19 protein-coding genes are annotated in these 15,279 nt (G+C 68.1%); 9 read left to right on the forward strand and 10 right to left on the reverse strand.

What is annotated here, in order from left to right; genetic code table 11:
* Window positions 1–3: 3 nt before the first annotated feature.
* Genes BN3385_RS01510 through BN3385_RS01525 form a run of 4 tightly spaced genes read right to left on the reverse strand, consistent with a single transcriptional unit; the run spans window position 4 to window position 3,309 of the window.
* The gene (locus BN3385_RS01510) at window positions 4–1,359 is read right to left on the reverse strand and encodes a DUF4226 domain-containing protein (RefSeq protein WP_082690227.1); all 1,356 of its coding nucleotides are present in this window, start codon (window positions 1,357–1,359) and stop codon (window positions 4–6) included.
* A 51-nt stretch (window positions 1,360–1,410) separates the two neighbouring features.
* Entirely contained in the window at window positions 1,411–1,755 is a 345-nt protein-coding gene (locus BN3385_RS01515; RefSeq protein ID WP_059014418.1) for a DUF4226 domain-containing protein, read from the reverse strand.
* Between the two features lie 40 nt (window positions 1,756–1,795).
* Window positions 1,796–2,572 carry a C40 family peptidase gene (locus tag BN3385_RS01520; RefSeq protein ID WP_059014419.1) on the reverse strand — a complete coding sequence of 259 codons (777 nt, stop codon included), beginning with the start codon at window positions 2,570–2,572 and terminating at the stop codon, window positions 1,796–1,798.
* Window positions 2,569–3,309 carry a helix-turn-helix domain-containing protein gene (locus BN3385_RS01525; RefSeq protein ID WP_059014422.1) on the reverse strand — a complete coding sequence of 247 codons (741 nt, stop codon included), beginning with the start codon at window positions 3,307–3,309 and terminating at the stop codon, window positions 2,569–2,571. The genes BN3385_RS01520 and BN3385_RS01525 overlap by 4 nt, the downstream gene beginning before the upstream one ends.
* Before the next feature lie 129 nt (window positions 3,310–3,438).
* Here BN3385_RS01525 and BN3385_RS01530 point away from each other — a divergent pair, with 129 nt between their 5' ends.
* Window positions 3,439–3,852, forward strand: a complete 414-nt coding sequence (locus BN3385_RS01530) for a WhiB family transcriptional regulator (protein WP_059014425.1) — start codon at window positions 3,439–3,441, stop codon at window positions 3,850–3,852.
* On the opposite strand, the gene BN3385_RS01535 is transcribed toward BN3385_RS01530, so the two are convergent.
* Window positions 3,849–4,988, reverse strand: coding sequence for a 3-ketosteroid-9-alpha-monooxygenase, oxygenase component (locus tag BN3385_RS01535; RefSeq protein ID WP_059016273.1), 1,140 nt, complete (start codon window positions 4,986–4,988; stop codon window positions 3,849–3,851). The genes BN3385_RS01530 and BN3385_RS01535 overlap by 4 nt on opposite strands.
* Before the next feature lie 98 nt (window positions 4,989–5,086).
* On the opposite strand from BN3385_RS01535, the gene BN3385_RS01540 reads away from it, so the two are divergent.
* From BN3385_RS01540 to BN3385_RS01570, 7 genes are all read left to right on the forward strand, one after another.
* On the forward strand, window positions 5,087–5,686 hold the full coding sequence (locus tag BN3385_RS01540; RefSeq protein ID WP_059014427.1) for a TetR/AcrR family transcriptional regulator: 600 nt from the start codon (window positions 5,087–5,089) through the stop codon (window positions 5,684–5,686).
* An 81-nt stretch (window positions 5,687–5,767) separates the two neighbouring features.
* Window positions 5,768–6,064: a hypothetical protein gene (locus BN3385_RS01545; RefSeq protein ID WP_156432489.1), complete on the forward strand. Its 297-nt coding sequence runs from the start codon at window positions 5,768–5,770 to the stop codon at window positions 6,062–6,064.
* Window positions 6,065–6,095: 31 nt separating this feature from the next.
* Window positions 6,096–6,521, forward strand: a complete 426-nt coding sequence (locus BN3385_RS01550; protein ID WP_059014432.1) for an EVE domain-containing protein — start codon at window positions 6,096–6,098, stop codon at window positions 6,519–6,521.
* A 30-nt stretch (window positions 6,522–6,551) separates the two neighbouring features.
* On the forward strand, window positions 6,552–7,520 hold the full coding sequence (locus BN3385_RS01555; protein WP_059014434.1) for a pirin family protein: 969 nt from the start codon (window positions 6,552–6,554) through the stop codon (window positions 7,518–7,520).
* 7 nt (window positions 7,521–7,527) lie between these two features.
* A complete protein-coding gene (locus BN3385_RS01560) occupies window positions 7,528–7,875 on the forward strand; it encodes a GNAT family N-acetyltransferase (RefSeq protein ID WP_059014436.1) in 348 nt (115 codons plus the stop codon).
* Window positions 7,876–7,904: 29 nt separating this feature from the next.
* Window positions 7,905–8,738, forward strand: a complete 834-nt coding sequence (locus BN3385_RS01565) for an acyl-CoA thioesterase domain-containing protein (protein WP_059014438.1) — start codon at window positions 7,905–7,907, stop codon at window positions 8,736–8,738.
* An 8-nt stretch (window positions 8,739–8,746) separates the two neighbouring features.
* A complete protein-coding gene (locus BN3385_RS01570) occupies window positions 8,747–9,520 on the forward strand; it encodes a cyclase family protein (protein WP_059014440.1) in 774 nt (257 codons plus the stop codon).
* Here the strand turns inward: BN3385_RS01570 and BN3385_RS01575 are convergent.
* The 5 genes from BN3385_RS01575 to BN3385_RS01595 are packed head-to-tail and all read right to left on the reverse strand — an operon-like array spanning window position 9,517 to window position 14,577.
* Window positions 9,517–9,795: a hypothetical protein gene (locus BN3385_RS01575; protein WP_156432491.1), complete on the reverse strand. Its 279-nt coding sequence runs from the start codon at window positions 9,793–9,795 to the stop codon at window positions 9,517–9,519. The two genes, BN3385_RS01570 and BN3385_RS01575, sit on opposite strands and share 4 nt — an antisense overlap.
* A gap of 34 nt (window positions 9,796–9,829) precedes the next feature.
* Window positions 9,830–10,576 (reverse strand): YqjF family protein, encoded by a 747-nt coding sequence (locus tag BN3385_RS01580; RefSeq protein WP_082690228.1) that lies wholly within the window; start codon window positions 10,574–10,576, stop codon window positions 9,830–9,832.
* Window positions 10,573–11,934 (reverse strand): APC family permease, encoded by a 1,362-nt coding sequence (locus BN3385_RS01585; RefSeq protein WP_059014443.1) that lies wholly within the window; start codon window positions 11,932–11,934, stop codon window positions 10,573–10,575. Before BN3385_RS01585 ends, BN3385_RS01580 begins: the two co-directional genes overlap by 4 nt.
* A 13-nt stretch (window positions 11,935–11,947) precedes the next feature.
* Window positions 11,948–13,600 carry an amidohydrolase gene (locus tag BN3385_RS01590; protein WP_059014445.1) on the reverse strand — a complete coding sequence of 551 codons (1,653 nt, stop codon included), beginning with the start codon at window positions 13,598–13,600 and terminating at the stop codon, window positions 11,948–11,950.
* The gene (locus BN3385_RS01595; protein WP_059014447.1) at window positions 13,597–14,577 is read right to left on the reverse strand and encodes a nitrilase-related carbon-nitrogen hydrolase; all 981 of its coding nucleotides are present in this window, start codon (window positions 14,575–14,577) and stop codon (window positions 13,597–13,599) included. Before BN3385_RS01595 ends, BN3385_RS01590 begins: the two co-directional genes overlap by 4 nt.
* Window positions 14,578–14,653: 76 nt before the next feature.
* Here BN3385_RS01595 and BN3385_RS01600 point away from each other — a divergent pair, with 76 nt between their 5' ends.
* A complete protein-coding gene (locus tag BN3385_RS01600; protein WP_059014449.1) occupies window positions 14,654–15,256 on the forward strand; it encodes a TetR/AcrR family transcriptional regulator in 603 nt (200 codons plus the stop codon).
* Window positions 15,257–15,279: the final 23 nt, after the last annotated feature.

The raw sequence follows: 15,279 nt of genomic DNA on the forward strand, positions 1-15,279 counted from the left end.
CTATCAGGACGGGCCGGCCGTCACCGCGGGCCGGGTCGGTGTCGGACGGTCCGACGTGGTGGGTGGGGCGGCGATGCCCGGCTCCGGCGGATGCTCCCACCCTAGAAAGCTCGGGCCGGTCACGCTCGCAATGGGTTCGATTCGGTTGTTGAAGACGGCCTTGCCGTTGCCCAGGGCGACGGCGTGCCGGTCGGTGAGCATGCCGATGTCGCCGGGCAGCAGGCGCGTGGAATCGACCGGGTTGGCGACGGCGGTGCCGGCCGGCGGGATGGTGATGCCCTGGGCCTTGAACGCCTCGGGGATCGGGGTACCGGCCACCACGGCGGTGATGGCCGCTGCCAGTTGTGGAGTGGGCGCGGTGATGGTCTGCCCGTCGGGCAGGTGCACGAGCGTGCTGTCCTCGGCGGCGGCCGGTGCGGTGTCGGCCTCGTCGGTAGTCTCGTCGACCGGGTCGATTTCGGGATCCGCCGGCTCCTCGGGCAGGAGCTCATCGGGGGTGACGTCGTCCTGCGGGCCGGGCAGTGGCGCGGCGAGCGGTTCAGGTAGCGCCAGCGGGGCCGCGGGAGATCCTGCCGGCAGGCCCCCACCACCGCCGAAGCCGGGCAGGGTCGGCATCGCTGCGGGCACTGGCGCGGCCGCTGGTGCACTGGCCGGGGCGGGCTGCGGGGCCGGTGGCCCGGGATCCTCGGCGAGCAACGGATCCAGCAAGGGATCGTCGAGTGGATCGGAAGGCACCGGGACGGCCGCAGGTGCGGCGTCGGGTTCGTGCGCCACGACCGTTGGCGCGGTTCGGCTTTCGGTCTCGGTGGCCGGGGTAGCCGGGGTGGCCGCCGAGTACAGCGACGCCAGCGCGGCCGCCAATGCTGCCTTCGACGTGGCGTCGAGTCCGGCGGTTTCGACGACCGTCCGGATGTCGCGGAGCTTGTCGATCAGGTAGCGCTGGAACGCCCGAGCCCCGGCCGGGGTGTCCAGATCGGTGCGGGTGGTGACGGCCGCCTCGATCTCGTCCTGGAGGGCATCGAGGGTCTCGCGGCCGGCGGTGTTGGTCGAGTGGGCATTGAGCACCGCGGTGATGACTTGGAGGTCCACCTGCGCGCTCAGCGAATTCTGCTGCGCCAGTGAGGTTTCCGCCGTGCGGATGGCGTCCGCCGCGCTGCCCTGCTGAGATTGCGGTAGTTCGCCGAATACCGCACCGTGCTGGGCGCGGATCTTGGCCAGTACCGCGTCGACGGGACCCCCGAGCGGGTTGGTGGCCACGGCCAGATCCTCGGCGGACAGGCCGGCCATCCAGGCCTCAGGGTTTCCGGTGGCCGCTCGGACCCGCGCTATCGCGTCGAGCAAGTCTTGGTAACTCGCCACCGGTGACCTCTCATGGCGGCGACTGTATCCAGGGCCGACGGGGGTGACAATTCACCCTTGGTAGCGGTGCAGAAGTCCTTGTAGCGCAGCGGTCTTCGCCTGTGCATCGGCCTTGACGGCACTGACCAGATCAATCAGCTCACGGTTCTTGTCGAGCAGCAGGCGGGCGACTTCACGGCCCTGTGCAGGTGTGTCGGCGTCGTACTGGGCCACCGCCGCATCGATCTCGGACTGGATCGCCTCGATGCGCTGGATGGCCTCGGTGACTGCGGCATAGGCACCCGAGACCACCCCGGCCAGTTCGGCGTCGGCCTCGGCGAGGTCGCGGTCACGGGCGGCAAGCGCCGCGCGGGCAGCCTCGAGGGCCTCCCCCGACTGTCCGCTGTGCGCTGCCATGGCTCGACGGTACTCAGGCGATTTTCGCCGAACAACTCACCTATACCGGCCGGCGGATCGCGACGTACTCCCCCAGCCGGCTGATCCGTACCGTCGCCCCGGCATGCGGCGCCTCGACGACGAGATTGTTGCCGATGGCCATCTGGACATGCCCGGTATGCGGGAACACCAGGTCGCCGGGGCGGACCTGGGACCGGGCCACCGGCAGGCCGTCGTTGATCTGGTCGTAGGTCGTGCGATCCAGGTGCAACCCGGCCTGGGCGTAGGCCCATTGCACCAATCCTGAGCAGTCGAAGCGGTCCGGGCCCGTCGCACCCCACACGTAGGGGCAGCCGAGCCGGGAGAGCGCCGCGCGCACCGCGCGGCTGGCCCGCGAGGTGGGCAGTGTCGGCCGACGGCGCCGTGCCCGGTAACGCAGAACGCGCATCAGGGCGAGCCTGCGCCGGGCCCGCCGCCGCGCGGCAAGCACGTGGGCGTGTTGTGCCCGCAGCCGGGCCGCCCTGCGGCGCAGCAGTTCTCGCTGGGCGACGGGATTGTCTGCGACCGTAGCGTCGGCGCGGGCAGCCTCGACAACGGCGCCGGTTCGGCGCTGGGCCTCGTGGTGGTCGCGCGACGCGTCGGCCAGGATCGCCGCCAATTCGGCGTCCACCCGCCGGGATGTCACCAACTCGGCGTACCGCCCGTCGGCGGCGGTGCGATAGGCCCGCGGCACAGCATCGAACCGGGCGGCGGGAGGTGCGTCGTGCTCCACGGCTACAGGAGCGGGCGCTCCGGCGAACAGGGCGTGGGCCCGGGCCAGAACGTCGACTTCGGTCACGACTGCCCCGCCACGAACGCCCGCACCCTCGGCAGCGCACCGGGCGGGATGACGCCGCGGTTGCGGATGTCCCACAGTTGCTCGGCGGTGACGCCGAGCAGTGCGGCGATGACGGACTCCGGCAGACCCGATCGCGCACAGGCCTGGTCGAAGCGGGTCGCGATAGCGGCCGGCATACGTTCCAGAAGTCCGGTCCGGATGGTCTCGAGGGCTTTGAGGTGGGTCATCAGCCGGTCGGCGGATTCGGCGCCGGCATTGACCGCGACCCGCCACGAGTTGGCGGCCAGCATCTCGGCCTTCACGCATTGGGCGATCACGGACAGAATATACGTCTCGTATTCGTTTGATGTCTCCGGCGGCAATCGGGCTATCAACGAGTTGAGTGAATCGAGGTGCGCTTCGGCGTGGGCTTCGAGAACTTCGGTGTCGCTGTGGCGGCTCACGACAATCTCGGACGCCGCCCGCGGCTGGGCCACCGGGGCCGGCGGAGCCGCGAGAAGTTGGGCCAGTTCAGCCTCGGCGTCCTCGGCCATGACGAGCCGCGAGTAGGTACCCGCCGGCAGGCCGAGGCCATTCTCAACCTTCTGAACTGTGCCTTTGTGGGGTTTGCGGGCGCCGCGCTCCAGGAAGCTCAGCCCCATGATGCTGACCCCGGTTTCACCGGCCAAGTCGGCTAGTGACCATCCGCGGGATTCCCTGAGCGCTCGAATGGCCGCACCCGCCGCCTCTCGGCTCACCGACGGGCTCCAGCCATATACGGATCGTACACAGCCATCGTTGTGTATACGTTTTGTTCTACGTTTTTGTTGCGTTCAGCGCTGGGCTCGTATACGGTTCCGTCATCGAATCTCGACAAGGAGGCCGCGATGAACTTCCGCCCGTGCTCGGCAGACCCCGACCTGTGGTTCGGCTACTCCGACGACGACGCCAGCGACGGCGCCGCCAAGGCGCGCGTCTACGAACAATCCGCGACCCGCGCGCGCACCATCTGCCTACGCCGCTGCCCGCTGGCTCACCAGCGGGCCTGTGCTCGGCGGGCCATCGAGGCCGGCGAGGAGTACGGCGTGTGGGCCGGCATCAAGCTCCCCGGCGGTCAGTACCGCAAGCGCGCGCAGCTCGCCCACGCCCACGAGATGCTGCGCCGGATCGCCGACGGTGAGATCAACCCGCGCGAACTACCGGAGAGCGCCGAATTGCTCGTCCGCAACGAAGCGCTGCCCATGCAGACGGCCACCGTCGTCCACCTGCCGTTGGGGCGGATGCCCCGAACCGCGGCCTAGCCGGAAACGGTTGCTGTGGCGCGCTTTTCGAGGTTGTCCTCAACCTCGCGCTGCCACACCCCGTAGGCGTGCGTGGTGTCCACCTCGAGTTCGAAGCGGTCGGTCATGTCCGTAGTGACATCGGCGGCGTCGACGTAGAACTGCTCGTACCACCGGCGGTACTGGTAGAGCGCACCGTCCTCCTCGCACAGCAGCGGGTTCTCGATGCGGGTCTTGTGCTTCCAGATCTCGACATCCTGCAGGAAGCCGACCTCGTAGACCTTGGAGTAGGACTGCGCGAGCTTGTCGGCCTTCTCCTTGGTCATCCCTTCCGGAACCTCCACCGAGACGCCGAACTGCAGCATGAAGGAGTTCTGCGACACCGGGTAGTGGCAGTTGATGAGAACCGAGTTGATCGTGAACTCCGGCGCCAAGTCGTTGTGCAGCCAGTTGATCATGTAGGCCGGCCCGAAGTAGGTGGCCTCCGAACGCAATTTGGTGCCCTCCCAGAGCCGCTCGGGGTGCTCGGTGAAGTCCTGTCGCCCTTTGGATTCCATGAACTGGCTGGCGGTGTGGCCTTCGAAGACGTTCTTGAAGTACGTCGGGTAGGCGTAGTGGATATAGAAGAAGTGCGCCATGTCGACGTTGTTGTCGACGATCTCGCGGCAGTGCGCGCCCTCGATGAGGATCGAGTTCCACGTCCACTTCGACCAGCGGTCGGTGCCCATGCCCTCGATCTGCGGCGGGGTCAGCTCCGGGCCAGGGGTGGAACCCTCGGGGTCATGCCACACCAGCAGCTGACCGTTGACCTCCAGGGTCTGCCACTTGCGGGTGCGCGCCAGCTTCGGAACCCGGCGCGCGTAGGGGATCTCGGCGCAGCGGCCGGTCGCGCCGTTCCAGCGCCAGTCGTGGAACGGGCAGGCGATGTTGTCACCCTTGACCGAGCCCTTGGCGAGGTCGGCGCCCAGGTGGCGGCAGTAGCCGTCCAGCACGTGGATGTCACCCTTGCTGTCGGCGTAGACCACCAGCTTCCCGCCGAACGCCTGGATGCCATGCGGCTTGCCGTCGCGGAAGTCCTCCGCCAGGCCCAGGCAATGCCACCCGCGGGCGAACCGCGTCATGGGCGTGCCGGGGTCGATCTCCCGGATCTCAGTCATCTGGCGCATCCTTTTCGCTCTGGTGTGAACAGTAAGCACCCGTGCTTAATTTAAGCACATGTGCTTAAACGTGCTCAACGTTTCGTACACTTCCTGACGTGGACCGTGGTGCGCGTGCCCGGGAAGAGTTGCTCGATGCGGCAGAACGCCTGATCGCCGAGCACGGCTTCGAGGTGCCGCTCCGCGATATCGCCAAGGCCGCCGGGCAGCGCAACAACTCCGCGGTGAACTACTACTTCCGCAGCCGGCAGGACCTCATCGACGCCGTCGTGGCCCGCCGCCTGGTGCCGATGGAGGCCCAGCGCCAAGCCATGCTCGACGGCATGTCCGACGACGAGCTGCGCGACGCGCATGCCCTGTTGCGGGTGCTCGTCGAGCCGTTCGGCAACCTGGAGGCCACCCATTACGCCCGCTTCCTGGAAGTGGTGCGGATCCGGTTGAACCGCGAACCCCAGAGCCCGGCCGAATCGGCCTGGCCGCGCGTCACCGGGGCGATGCAAGAACTGGTTCCCGCCGACGATCGCGGCACACGGATTCGGCGGGTGGCCGCGGTCGCGACGACGATGTGGGCGCTGCTGGCCGACCGCGAACGCCGCGCCGAAAGCGGGGGAGCGGGCCCGGACAGCCTGGAGGAGATCGTCTCCATGCTGGCCGCCATGCTGACCGCGCCGCAGCGTCAGCCCGCCACCGCCGGATGACGCGCCGAGCGCAGGTGATTCGCGGTCCGAAAGCGGGTACGCGGTACACACTGTGACGGCAACGTCGACGGAGGGCGGTCAATGAGGCTCGTGGTGGTGCTGGCCCTGGCAGGTCTGGTGGCGCTGCTGATCGCCATTCTCACCGACAGTTCCTGGGTGGCCATCGCCGCGATCGCGCTGGCCGCCATCGGCATCGTGCTCGTCCTGCGAGACTGGCGTGCCGACCGGCGCGGGCACCGAGACGCCGGGGGAGACCCGCCGCCCGTCGACGAGGCCGAGCCCGCGGTATCGGTGTCGTCACGGATGACCGCCGACATGTTCGCCCCGGACATCTCTGCCGACACCGACGGCCCCTCGTCGGATGCGCGAGCGGACTGAACCTGTCATACCCCGCATCTAGCGTGGCGCCATGACGTACTGGATCAACACCGTCAGCGCCGACCATGTGCAGCGCGGAGTCGCCGGCGGTTTCACACAGGCCAACCATGGCAAGCCGCACACGCTGCGAAAGATGACCCGCGACGACTGGATCATCTTCTACTCGCCCAAGACCGCATTCGAGGGCGGTGAACCGCTGCAGGCGTTCACCGCCATCGGGCGCATCGCCGATGACGAACCCTTCCAGGTGCGGGTGTCCGCAACCTTCCAACCGTGGCGGCGGGCCATGGAATTCCTGCCCTGCACGGCCACGCCGATCCGGCCGCTGCTGAAGCAATTGGACTTCATCGTCGACCCGCAGCGGTGGGGCTACAAGTTCCGGTTCGGGGTGTTCCGGATCGAGGAGCACGATTTCGACCTCATCCGCTCAGCGATGACCCAGCCGCTGGCCGCTTGAGGTGGTGCCGCGGCGGGTAAGCTGCGGCAGGTGAGCAACCTCGAGAGCGCTCCGCGTGAAGTTCCTTGCCGTGCAACGGGCTTCGACGGGGCCGAGGTGCTCCAGCCGCGCGATGTGCCGCTCGGAGGTCCGCGGGCGATCGTGGTGCGCCGGACATTGCCGCAGCGAGAGCGTTCCCTGATCGGGGCGTGGTGCTTCGCCGACCACTACGGTCCCCAGGACCTCAGGGACGGGCCCGGCATGGACGTCCCACCACACCCGCATACCGGCCTGCAGACGGTCAGTTGGTTGTTCAGCGGCGAGATCGAGCACCGTGACAGCGCGGGTGTGCACCAGGTGGTGCGGGCGGGGGAGCTGAACCTGATGACCGCAGGCGCGGGCATCTGCCACTCCGAGGTGTCGACGGCAGACACCGCCGTACTGCACGGCGCGCAACTATGGGTCGCGCTGCCTGAGGCTGGCCGCCATGCCGGTCGGGACTTCGAACACTTTGTCCCCGAACCTGTTTCGCAGTCCGGTGTCACCATCCGGGTGTTCCTCGGCGCCCTGGCCGGTCAGCGATCGCCAGTGCACACCTTCACCCCGCTGCTGGGTGCGCAGCTGAACCTGCCGCCCGGTGCTCTCATCGACCTCGCTGTCGACCCGGCTTTCGAACACGGCGTGCTCCTGGATCTCGGCGTCGTCGACGTGGCCGGGCGCCGCCTGGACGCCGGACAGCTCGCGTACCTGCGGCCCGGCGCCACCACGCTGCGGTTGCACAACCCCGCCGGCCAGACCGCCCGAGTGCTGCTTCTCGGCGGCCCACCGTTCGGGGAAGACCTGTTGATGTGGTGGAACTTCGTGGCCCGCAGCCATGACGAGATCGTCGAGTACCGCCAGCTCTGGCAGGACGGTGATGTGCGGTTCGGCTCGGTCAGTGGGTACTCGGGTGCTGTCGACCGATTGCCCGCCCCACCGCTTCCGGCCATCCGCCTGCGGCCGCGCCGCAGCCAACCCTAGGAGCCTGATGACCACCACCGACAAGACCGGCGCCCCCACCACAGTCGGCGCCGAGCACAACCAGTTCACCATCTCCGTCGACGGGCACGAGGTCGGCCTTGCGGCGTTCGTCGACCGCGACAACCAGCGGATCTTCCATCACACCGAAGTCGCCGACGCCTACGAGGGCCGCGGTCTGGCCACCATCCTGATCACCGACGCGCTGGCTCAGACGCGCGCCGCCGGGCTGCGCATCGTTGCGGTCTGCCCGATGGTCGCGGCATTTGTGGACAAGCACCGCGAGTACGACGACGTCGTCGACCCAGTGACCGACGACATCGAGCACTACCTGCGCCAGGCCATCCAGCCCGGCTGAGGCGGGCGGCGCCGCTATCGTGAGACCTCGTGGCGGAACCCGGCAACACCAGCCCACAGCTGGCCTACTTCACGCTCGACGGCGACGTCCTGCTGCCCGACCCGGTCGGGCAGGGACCGTGGGGGCCGACGATCAGCGGTCACGTCGTCGGCGGGGTGCTGGCCCGTGCGCTGGAGAACGCCGGGCACGGTGACGGCTTCCAGCCCGCCCGGATCACCGTCGACCTGCTGAGACCGACCGCGATCGCACCCCTGCAGGTGCGCACCTGCGTCCAGCGCGAAGGCCGCCGCATCCGGCTCGTCGACGCCGAGGTAGTGCAGAACGACGTCGTGGTGTCGCGGGCCAGCGGGGTGTTCGTCCGTCCCGGCGAGCAGCACCTGGGTGACATCTGGTCCTCGGATATCCAGATGCCACCGATGCCCCCGGATCCCGGTCCACTGCCCGACGAGCTGCCGATGTTCGTGTGGGGATACGGGGGAGAGGGTTCCACCGGCGGCGAGTTCGGCTTCGCCGAATGGCACTCCGGCGGACCCAAGTACATCTGGGTACGGCAACGCCGCCCCTTGGTCGCCGGCGAAGCGCTGAGCCCGTTCGTGGAGGCCACCATGGCCGCCGATGCCACCAGCGCGCTCACCCATTGGGGCACAAAGGGTTTGCAGTACATCAATCTCGACTACACGCTCAGCCTGACCCGGCTGCCCAAAGGGCCGAACATCGGCATGGCCGCGGTGGTGCACACCAGCCACGACGGGATCGCCTCCGGCACCGCGGCAGTGTTCGACGAATACGGGCCGATCGGCAATGCGATGGCGGTCGCGCTGGTCAACCCGGTGGAGGCCTTTCGCCCCGGGGCGATGAGATAGGAGAAGTGATGCGCAGATTCGTCGACATCTCGGTACCCCTGCAGGCTGGGATTGCCTCCGACCCACCCGGCCATCTGCCGGAGATCGACTACTACGACCATCAGCAGACCGCTGCCGAAGTGGTGTCCTTCTTCCCCGGCGCGACCATCGAGGACCTGCCCGACCGGGAGGGCTGGGCGATCGAACGGGTCCGCATCACCACCCACAACGGCACCCACCTCGACGCCCCGTACCACTACGCCTCCACGATGGACGGCGGCAAGCGGGCCATCACCATCGACGAGGTACCGCTGGAATGGTGCCTGCAACCGGCCATCAAGCTCGACTTCCGGCACTTCCCGGACGGCTACGTCGTCACCGCCGAGGACGTCGAGCAGGAACTGAACCGCATCGGGCACACGCTGTCACCGCTGGAGATTGTGCTGGTCAACACCAGCGCCGGAACCCGTTACGGCGAACCGGATTACGTCGGCAAGGGCTGCGGGATGGGCCGCGATGCCACCCTGCACCTGCTGGAACGCGGGGTCCGGCTGACCGGCACCGACGCGTGGAGCTGGGACGCCCCGTTCTCCTACACCGCGCAGCGCTACGAGCAGAACCACGATCCGTCGATCATCTGGGAGGGCCACCGGGCCGGGCGGACCATCGGCTACTCCCACATCGAGAAGCTGCACAACCTGGAGTCCCTGCCCGCCAAGGGTTTTGAAGTGTCGTGCTTCCCGGTCAAGGTGCACAAAGCCTCGGCGGGCTGGACCCGCGCCGTGGCGATCTTCGACGACTAGGGCCAGATCCCGCCAACCGGCGGGCCGCCACCGGGCGGTGACTGATTCTGCAGGATGCCCAGGCAGGTACCCAGCGACTTGCCGGGGATGCAGGGGATGCCGCCGACCGTCGGAACACCGCTGTTGGCCACGAAGCACTGGCCGGTGATCGGGTCGGCCATGTGCCCGATCGGGCAGGCGCTGGCCGGGGCGGCGACGACCATCGGGACGCCCACGAAGAACGCCCCGCAGGCAGCCGCCATCAGCGCTCTGCCGACCCGTCGTCGTGTTGCCATGCCTCACAGCCTACGTCCAGGAACCTCAGCCCGATCAGGTAACTGCACTCGGCCGGCCGAACTGGGTGCGCATGGCCGGTGAGTACAGCGCCCGCAGGCGCGGACCGGCCAGCCGAACCCCCGCCGCGCCCACTAGCTCGTCGTCGAGTTCCACCAGCTCAGCAGACCGCAGCGGCCACGGGCCGTGGGTGTTGGGCACCCACCAGGTCCGCCCGGCCTTGCGGGTGTGCGCACCCCACCGTGCGGTCAGCCACAGCTCCAGCGCGGTGGGTTCGACCGGATCGCCGGGAGCCACCACCACCCGACTGCGCAACCCGTGGTTCGGCCAGCGCCGCACACTGTCGTAGCTGACCTCCTCCTTGGACAGCCGCACCCGCATCTTGGCCCAGGTGTAAGGAATGCCCATGGCGATCCGCACCGTCGGCACCACCGCCAGCCGCGCCGTCTCCAGCGAACAGAACAGCACGCCGTGGCGGCCTGCGTCGTCGACCGAGTACAGCCGCACGTTGGTCTCGGCGAAGGTGCCGAAGTACGGCATCCGCAGCCGACGGCCCAGGGCGGTATAGCCCATCCGGAACGGCACCAGCGCGACGTAGGTCATCCCGTCGGCGAACACATCGGGCCGGGTGCCCACCGGGAACAGATGCGCCACATCCGCCGAGCGCACCGGCCAGTGCAGGAACGTCAGATCCAACCAGGTCTGATCGAACAGCACCGGCCGGGGCAGCGGCGGCGGCGTGACCGGGTAACCGGCGAGCGGGTCCGGGCCCGGCAGGCTCACTCGTAGTCCAGGTCCAACACCGGGGTGGGTCGACGGAACCCGCGAGTGACCACCAGCAGCCACACGAAACCGATTGCCAGCCAGATCAATCCGATGGTGAGCGCGGTTCCCGACAGGCTGGTCCACAGCCATGCGGTGAGCAGGAAGCCGATCACCGGCGCGATCAGGTTCAGCAGGATGTTGCGCTCACGCATGTCGACGAAGTAGTGCTTGATCACCGACAGGTTGACCACCGAGAAGGCAACCAGCGCACCGAAACTGACGACGGAGGCCAGGACTGCCAGGTCGATCCAGATCGCGAGCAGCGAGATGGCGCTGACGACGAGGATGGCATACACCGGCGTGCTGTACTTGGCCGACACATGCCCGAACACCTTGCGGGGCAGGATGCCGTCGCGGCCCATCGCGTACAGAATGCGGGCCACCGACGCCTGCGAGGTCAGCGCCGAACCGAGAGCACCGGCCACATAGGCCGCAGTGAAGAACGTGTTCACGAACGAGCCGCCCGCGGCCAGCATCACGTCGGTCGACCCGGTGTCCACACTGGCGAACTGATTGGACGGGAAGACCAGCTGCGACACGTAGGACAGCAGGATGAAGATGATCCCCGAGACGATGGTCGCGATCATGATCGCCTGCGGCACTGTGCGTCTCGCGTCGCGAGCCTCCTCGGACAGCGTGGAGACAGCGTCGAAGCCGAGGAACGACAGACACAGGATGGCCGCGCCGGCCAGGATCGGGCCCACACCGCCGGCGGTGCCGTCACCGGTGAACGGCGCCAGCAGATCGACGGTTCCGTAGCCGGTGGTCTTGGCGATGGCCAGCGCGACGAACACCACGATGAAGATCGTCTGGATCGCGATGATGAGGAAGTTGGCCCGCGCGACGGAGACGATGCCGATGATGTTGAGCACCGTGACGATCGCGATCGACGCCAGGACGATGGCCCACGCCGGGAGAGCGGGCAACGCAGCGTTCAGGTAGAGCCCGATGACCAAGTAGTTCAGCATCGGCAGAAACAGGTAGTCGAGCAGCAGCGACCAGCCCGCCAAGAAGCCGGCGGGAGCCCCGAAGGTGCGTTGGGTGTAGGTGTAGGCCGAACCGGCGACCGGGATGGCTGCTGCCATCCGCGCATACGAAAGTGCGGTGAAGACCATCGTGATGAGCGTGACGACATAGGCCAATGGCAGTCGGCCACCGGAGGTTTCGGTGACGATGCCGTAGGTGGTGAACACGGTCAGCGGGACCATGTACACCAGGCCGAACAGCACCAGCGACGGCAGGCCGAGTGCGCGCTGCAGGTGGCCTTCCTCCTCGAAGAGCGGATTGGCCGCTGAGGAGTTGGTAGGAACGGTCATGGGCGGGCTTTCTCTAGTTGGTGCTGGTGTAGACGAGGGCGCCACGCAGGTACGTGGCGCGCACGGGGAGTGCGGGGAGTTGCAGCGCGGGGGTGCTGCGCGGGTCGGCGCCGAGCCAGACCAGATCGGCACTGGCTCCGGGAACGATGCGTCCCCAATTGCCCTCGGCGAACGCTTGATACGCCACCGCCCCGGTGTACGACGAGAGGGCGAGATCGATCGGGACGATCTCGTGCGGGGTCCAGCCGCCTTCGGGCTCGCCTTCGGCGGTGCGCCGCGATACCGCGACGGCGATACCGTCCAGTGGCGCGCCGGAGGACACCGGCCAGTCCGAGCCGAACGCCAGCGCCGCCCCGGTGTCATGCAGGGTGCGCATCTGGTACTGCCGGTCGGCGCGCTCCACCCCGAGGCGCGGGATGGTGAGCACCGTCATCAGCGCGTCCATCTGGGCCCACAGCGGTTGCATGTTGGGGATCACGCCGAGTGCCGAGAAGCGCTTGAGGTCGGCCTCGTCGACCAACTGGACGTGCGCGATGACCGGGCGGCGGTCGCGGGATCCGTTGCGCTCCTGGACATATTCGATGGCGTCGAGGGCTTGGCGGACGGCGGCGTCACCGATGGCGTGGATGTGGATCTGCAACCCGAGTTCGTCGACCCGCTGCGCAGCCTGCGCCAGCGAGTCGCCCTCCCACGTCCGCATGCCCACGTTATCCCCCGAGTCGCTTCGCTCCTGCCCGCCGTGACTGTGCAGACCCGAGCAGTACGGCGCCAGCAAGGCACCGGTCTCGTTCTCCACCACACCGTCGGCGAAGAACTTCACCGTGTTGGCCGTCAGCAGCGGCGAGCCGAGAGCCTCGACCGCACGCCGCGATTCGGCATACTGCTCGACCTGGGAGTCGAAGTGCCGGGGATCGGCATACAGGGCGAGGTTGAACCGCATCCGCAAGGCGCCCTGCTGCGCCGCCGCGACATAGGTGGCGACGTCCTGCGGTTCCACCCAGGCGTCCTGCACCCACGTCACGCCGAACGGCAGGTAGTAGTCAGCCGCAGTGCCGAGTGCGGCGATGCGCTGCGCTTCGTCGCGGGGCGGCATCACGGCCGTCACCAAATCGGTTGCGCCCCACTCCCGCAGCGTGCCCAGCACAGAGCCATCCGGCCGGTGCGGAATCTCGCCGAGAGCCGGGTCCGGGGTATCCGGGGTGATGCCCGCGCGGTTGAGTGCCTCGGTGTTGACCCACATGGTGTGGTAGTCCCAGGCGCGCAGTGCCACCGGGCGGTCGGGCACCACCGAGTCCAGCCAGCGCGCGTCGAAGAGCCCACCCGGAGCCAGGCTCCCGTCGTAGGAGGCGCCGACGATCCATTCGTCGTCGGGATGCTCGTCGGCGTACTTCTTGACCGCGGCGAGGATTTCGTCGACCGACGTGCAGGGCCGCACCGCCGGGCCGGCGGCCTCGAGCCCACCGTAGAGCGGATGGGCGTGCCCGTCGCCGAAGGACGGCATGAGGAACCCGCCGTCGAGATCGACTGTCTGGCAGTCTATTCCGGAGGCTTGCTCGCGGGCCTCGTCGCCCAGCGCGCGGACCACGCCGTCGACCACCAGAAGGGCATCGGACTCCGCACCGGTGCCGGTCCATACCAGTCCGCCGGTGAACAGGGTTGCACTCACTTGACCACCGCCGTCGCGGCATGGCCGACGCCGTAAGGCTCCTCGGCGACCACCGGCCGGGTCAGACCCGCGTAGGTGTCGGGGCGGCGGGTCAACAGGAAGGGGAACAGTTCCAGCCAGTCGCGACGCTGGTCGAGATCGAGATCAGCCACCAGCACAGCTTCCTCGTTTCGGGGCGCTTGCACCAGGATTCGGCCATACGGGTCGGAGATGAACGACGATCCGTAGAAGCTCACCTTGCCCTCGTTACCGGTGCGGTTGGGCACCACCATGAACAGCCCGCTGTTGATGCCGTTGGCGACGATGACCTGCTGCCACAGCGGCCGGGTGTCGAAGTCCGGGAACACCGGTTCGGAGCCGATGGCGGTGGGGTAGACGACGATCTCCGCACCCGCCAGTGAATAGCTGCGGGCGACTTCGGGGAACCACTCGTCCCAACAGGTCGGCATGCCGATGCGGGCGTCGAGACCCTCGGGTGCGTAGACCGGGTAGGGATCGACAGCCGGCCCCGCCCGGAAGTAGGTGTCTTCGTAGTAGCCGGCCGAGATCGGGATGTGCAGCTTGCGGGTGCGGCCGACGAGTTCGCCATCGGGGGAGACCAAGATCGCGGTGTTGAAGCCGAGGCCGTCAGCTTCCGGCGCCTTCTCGTACAGCGAGGCGTGCACGAAAATCCGGTTGGCCGTCGCGGCCGCGGCTGCGAGTTCGAACGTCGGGCCGTTGCGCAGGTCCTCGGCCAGTGCGGTCGGATCCGGCCCCGCCGGGGTATCGGCGGGGTAGCGCAGCAGGGTGATCTCGGGCAGGAACACCACCTGGGCGCCGTGGTCAGCAGCCTGATCGATGCCGGCTCGCAGCGCGGCGACCAGTTCGGTGCGATCGGAACGCCAGTGGTGCTGGACGAGGCCGACCCGCAGCGGGGTCCGATGCGATGGCGCCGACCGGGACAGCGGCTCCAGCGCCGGGGAGGTGAGAGTGATCATCAGACTCCTAAAACGAATGAAGTTCGTTTAGTGTGAACTGACTCATACTTCTGCGCAATAGGAAGGGGGAAATTTCATGGGTCGACCACCTGTACCGCTGTTGTCCACCGACCGGATCGCGGCGGCCGCCATGGATCTGGTCAACGCGACGGGGGGCTTCACCATCCCGGAGCTGGCGCGGAAACTGCAGGTCAGCCCGTCATCGTTGTACAACCACGTGACCGGCCGCGACCAGATCGTCGAGCTGCTGCGCGAGCGGGCGATGTCGGAAGTGCAGCTCCCGGAGGACTCGCCGGATCGGCCGTGGACCGACGTGGTCGCCGATATTGCGCGGTCCTACCGGCGCAGTTTCGCGCGCTATCCGAATCTGATCCCGATGCTGACGGCCTACCAGGTCAACAGCACCGATGCGATCCGGATGTACAACGCGCTCGCGGTGACGCTGAAGCGAGCCGGGTTCGACCCGACCGACACGCTGCGGACGATCACCTTGGTGGATTCCTTCGTCCTCGGGTCCGCATTAGACGTTGCCGCACCGGACGAACCGTGGCACGCCGGCGATGACGTCAGCCCGGAGTTCGCGGCGGCGCTGGCTACCGGTATGGGTAAGGCGGATCGGGCCGATGACGCCTTCGAGTACGGACTTGCCGTGCTCCTGCGCGGGCTCTCGGCGCAGTGAAATATCACAGAGTCCTACGCGTT

Origin of the sequence: Mycobacterium sp. M26, assembly GCF_001494595.1 — a bacterium.
GTDB lineage: Bacteria > Actinomycetota > Actinomycetes > Mycobacteriales > Mycobacteriaceae > Mycobacterium.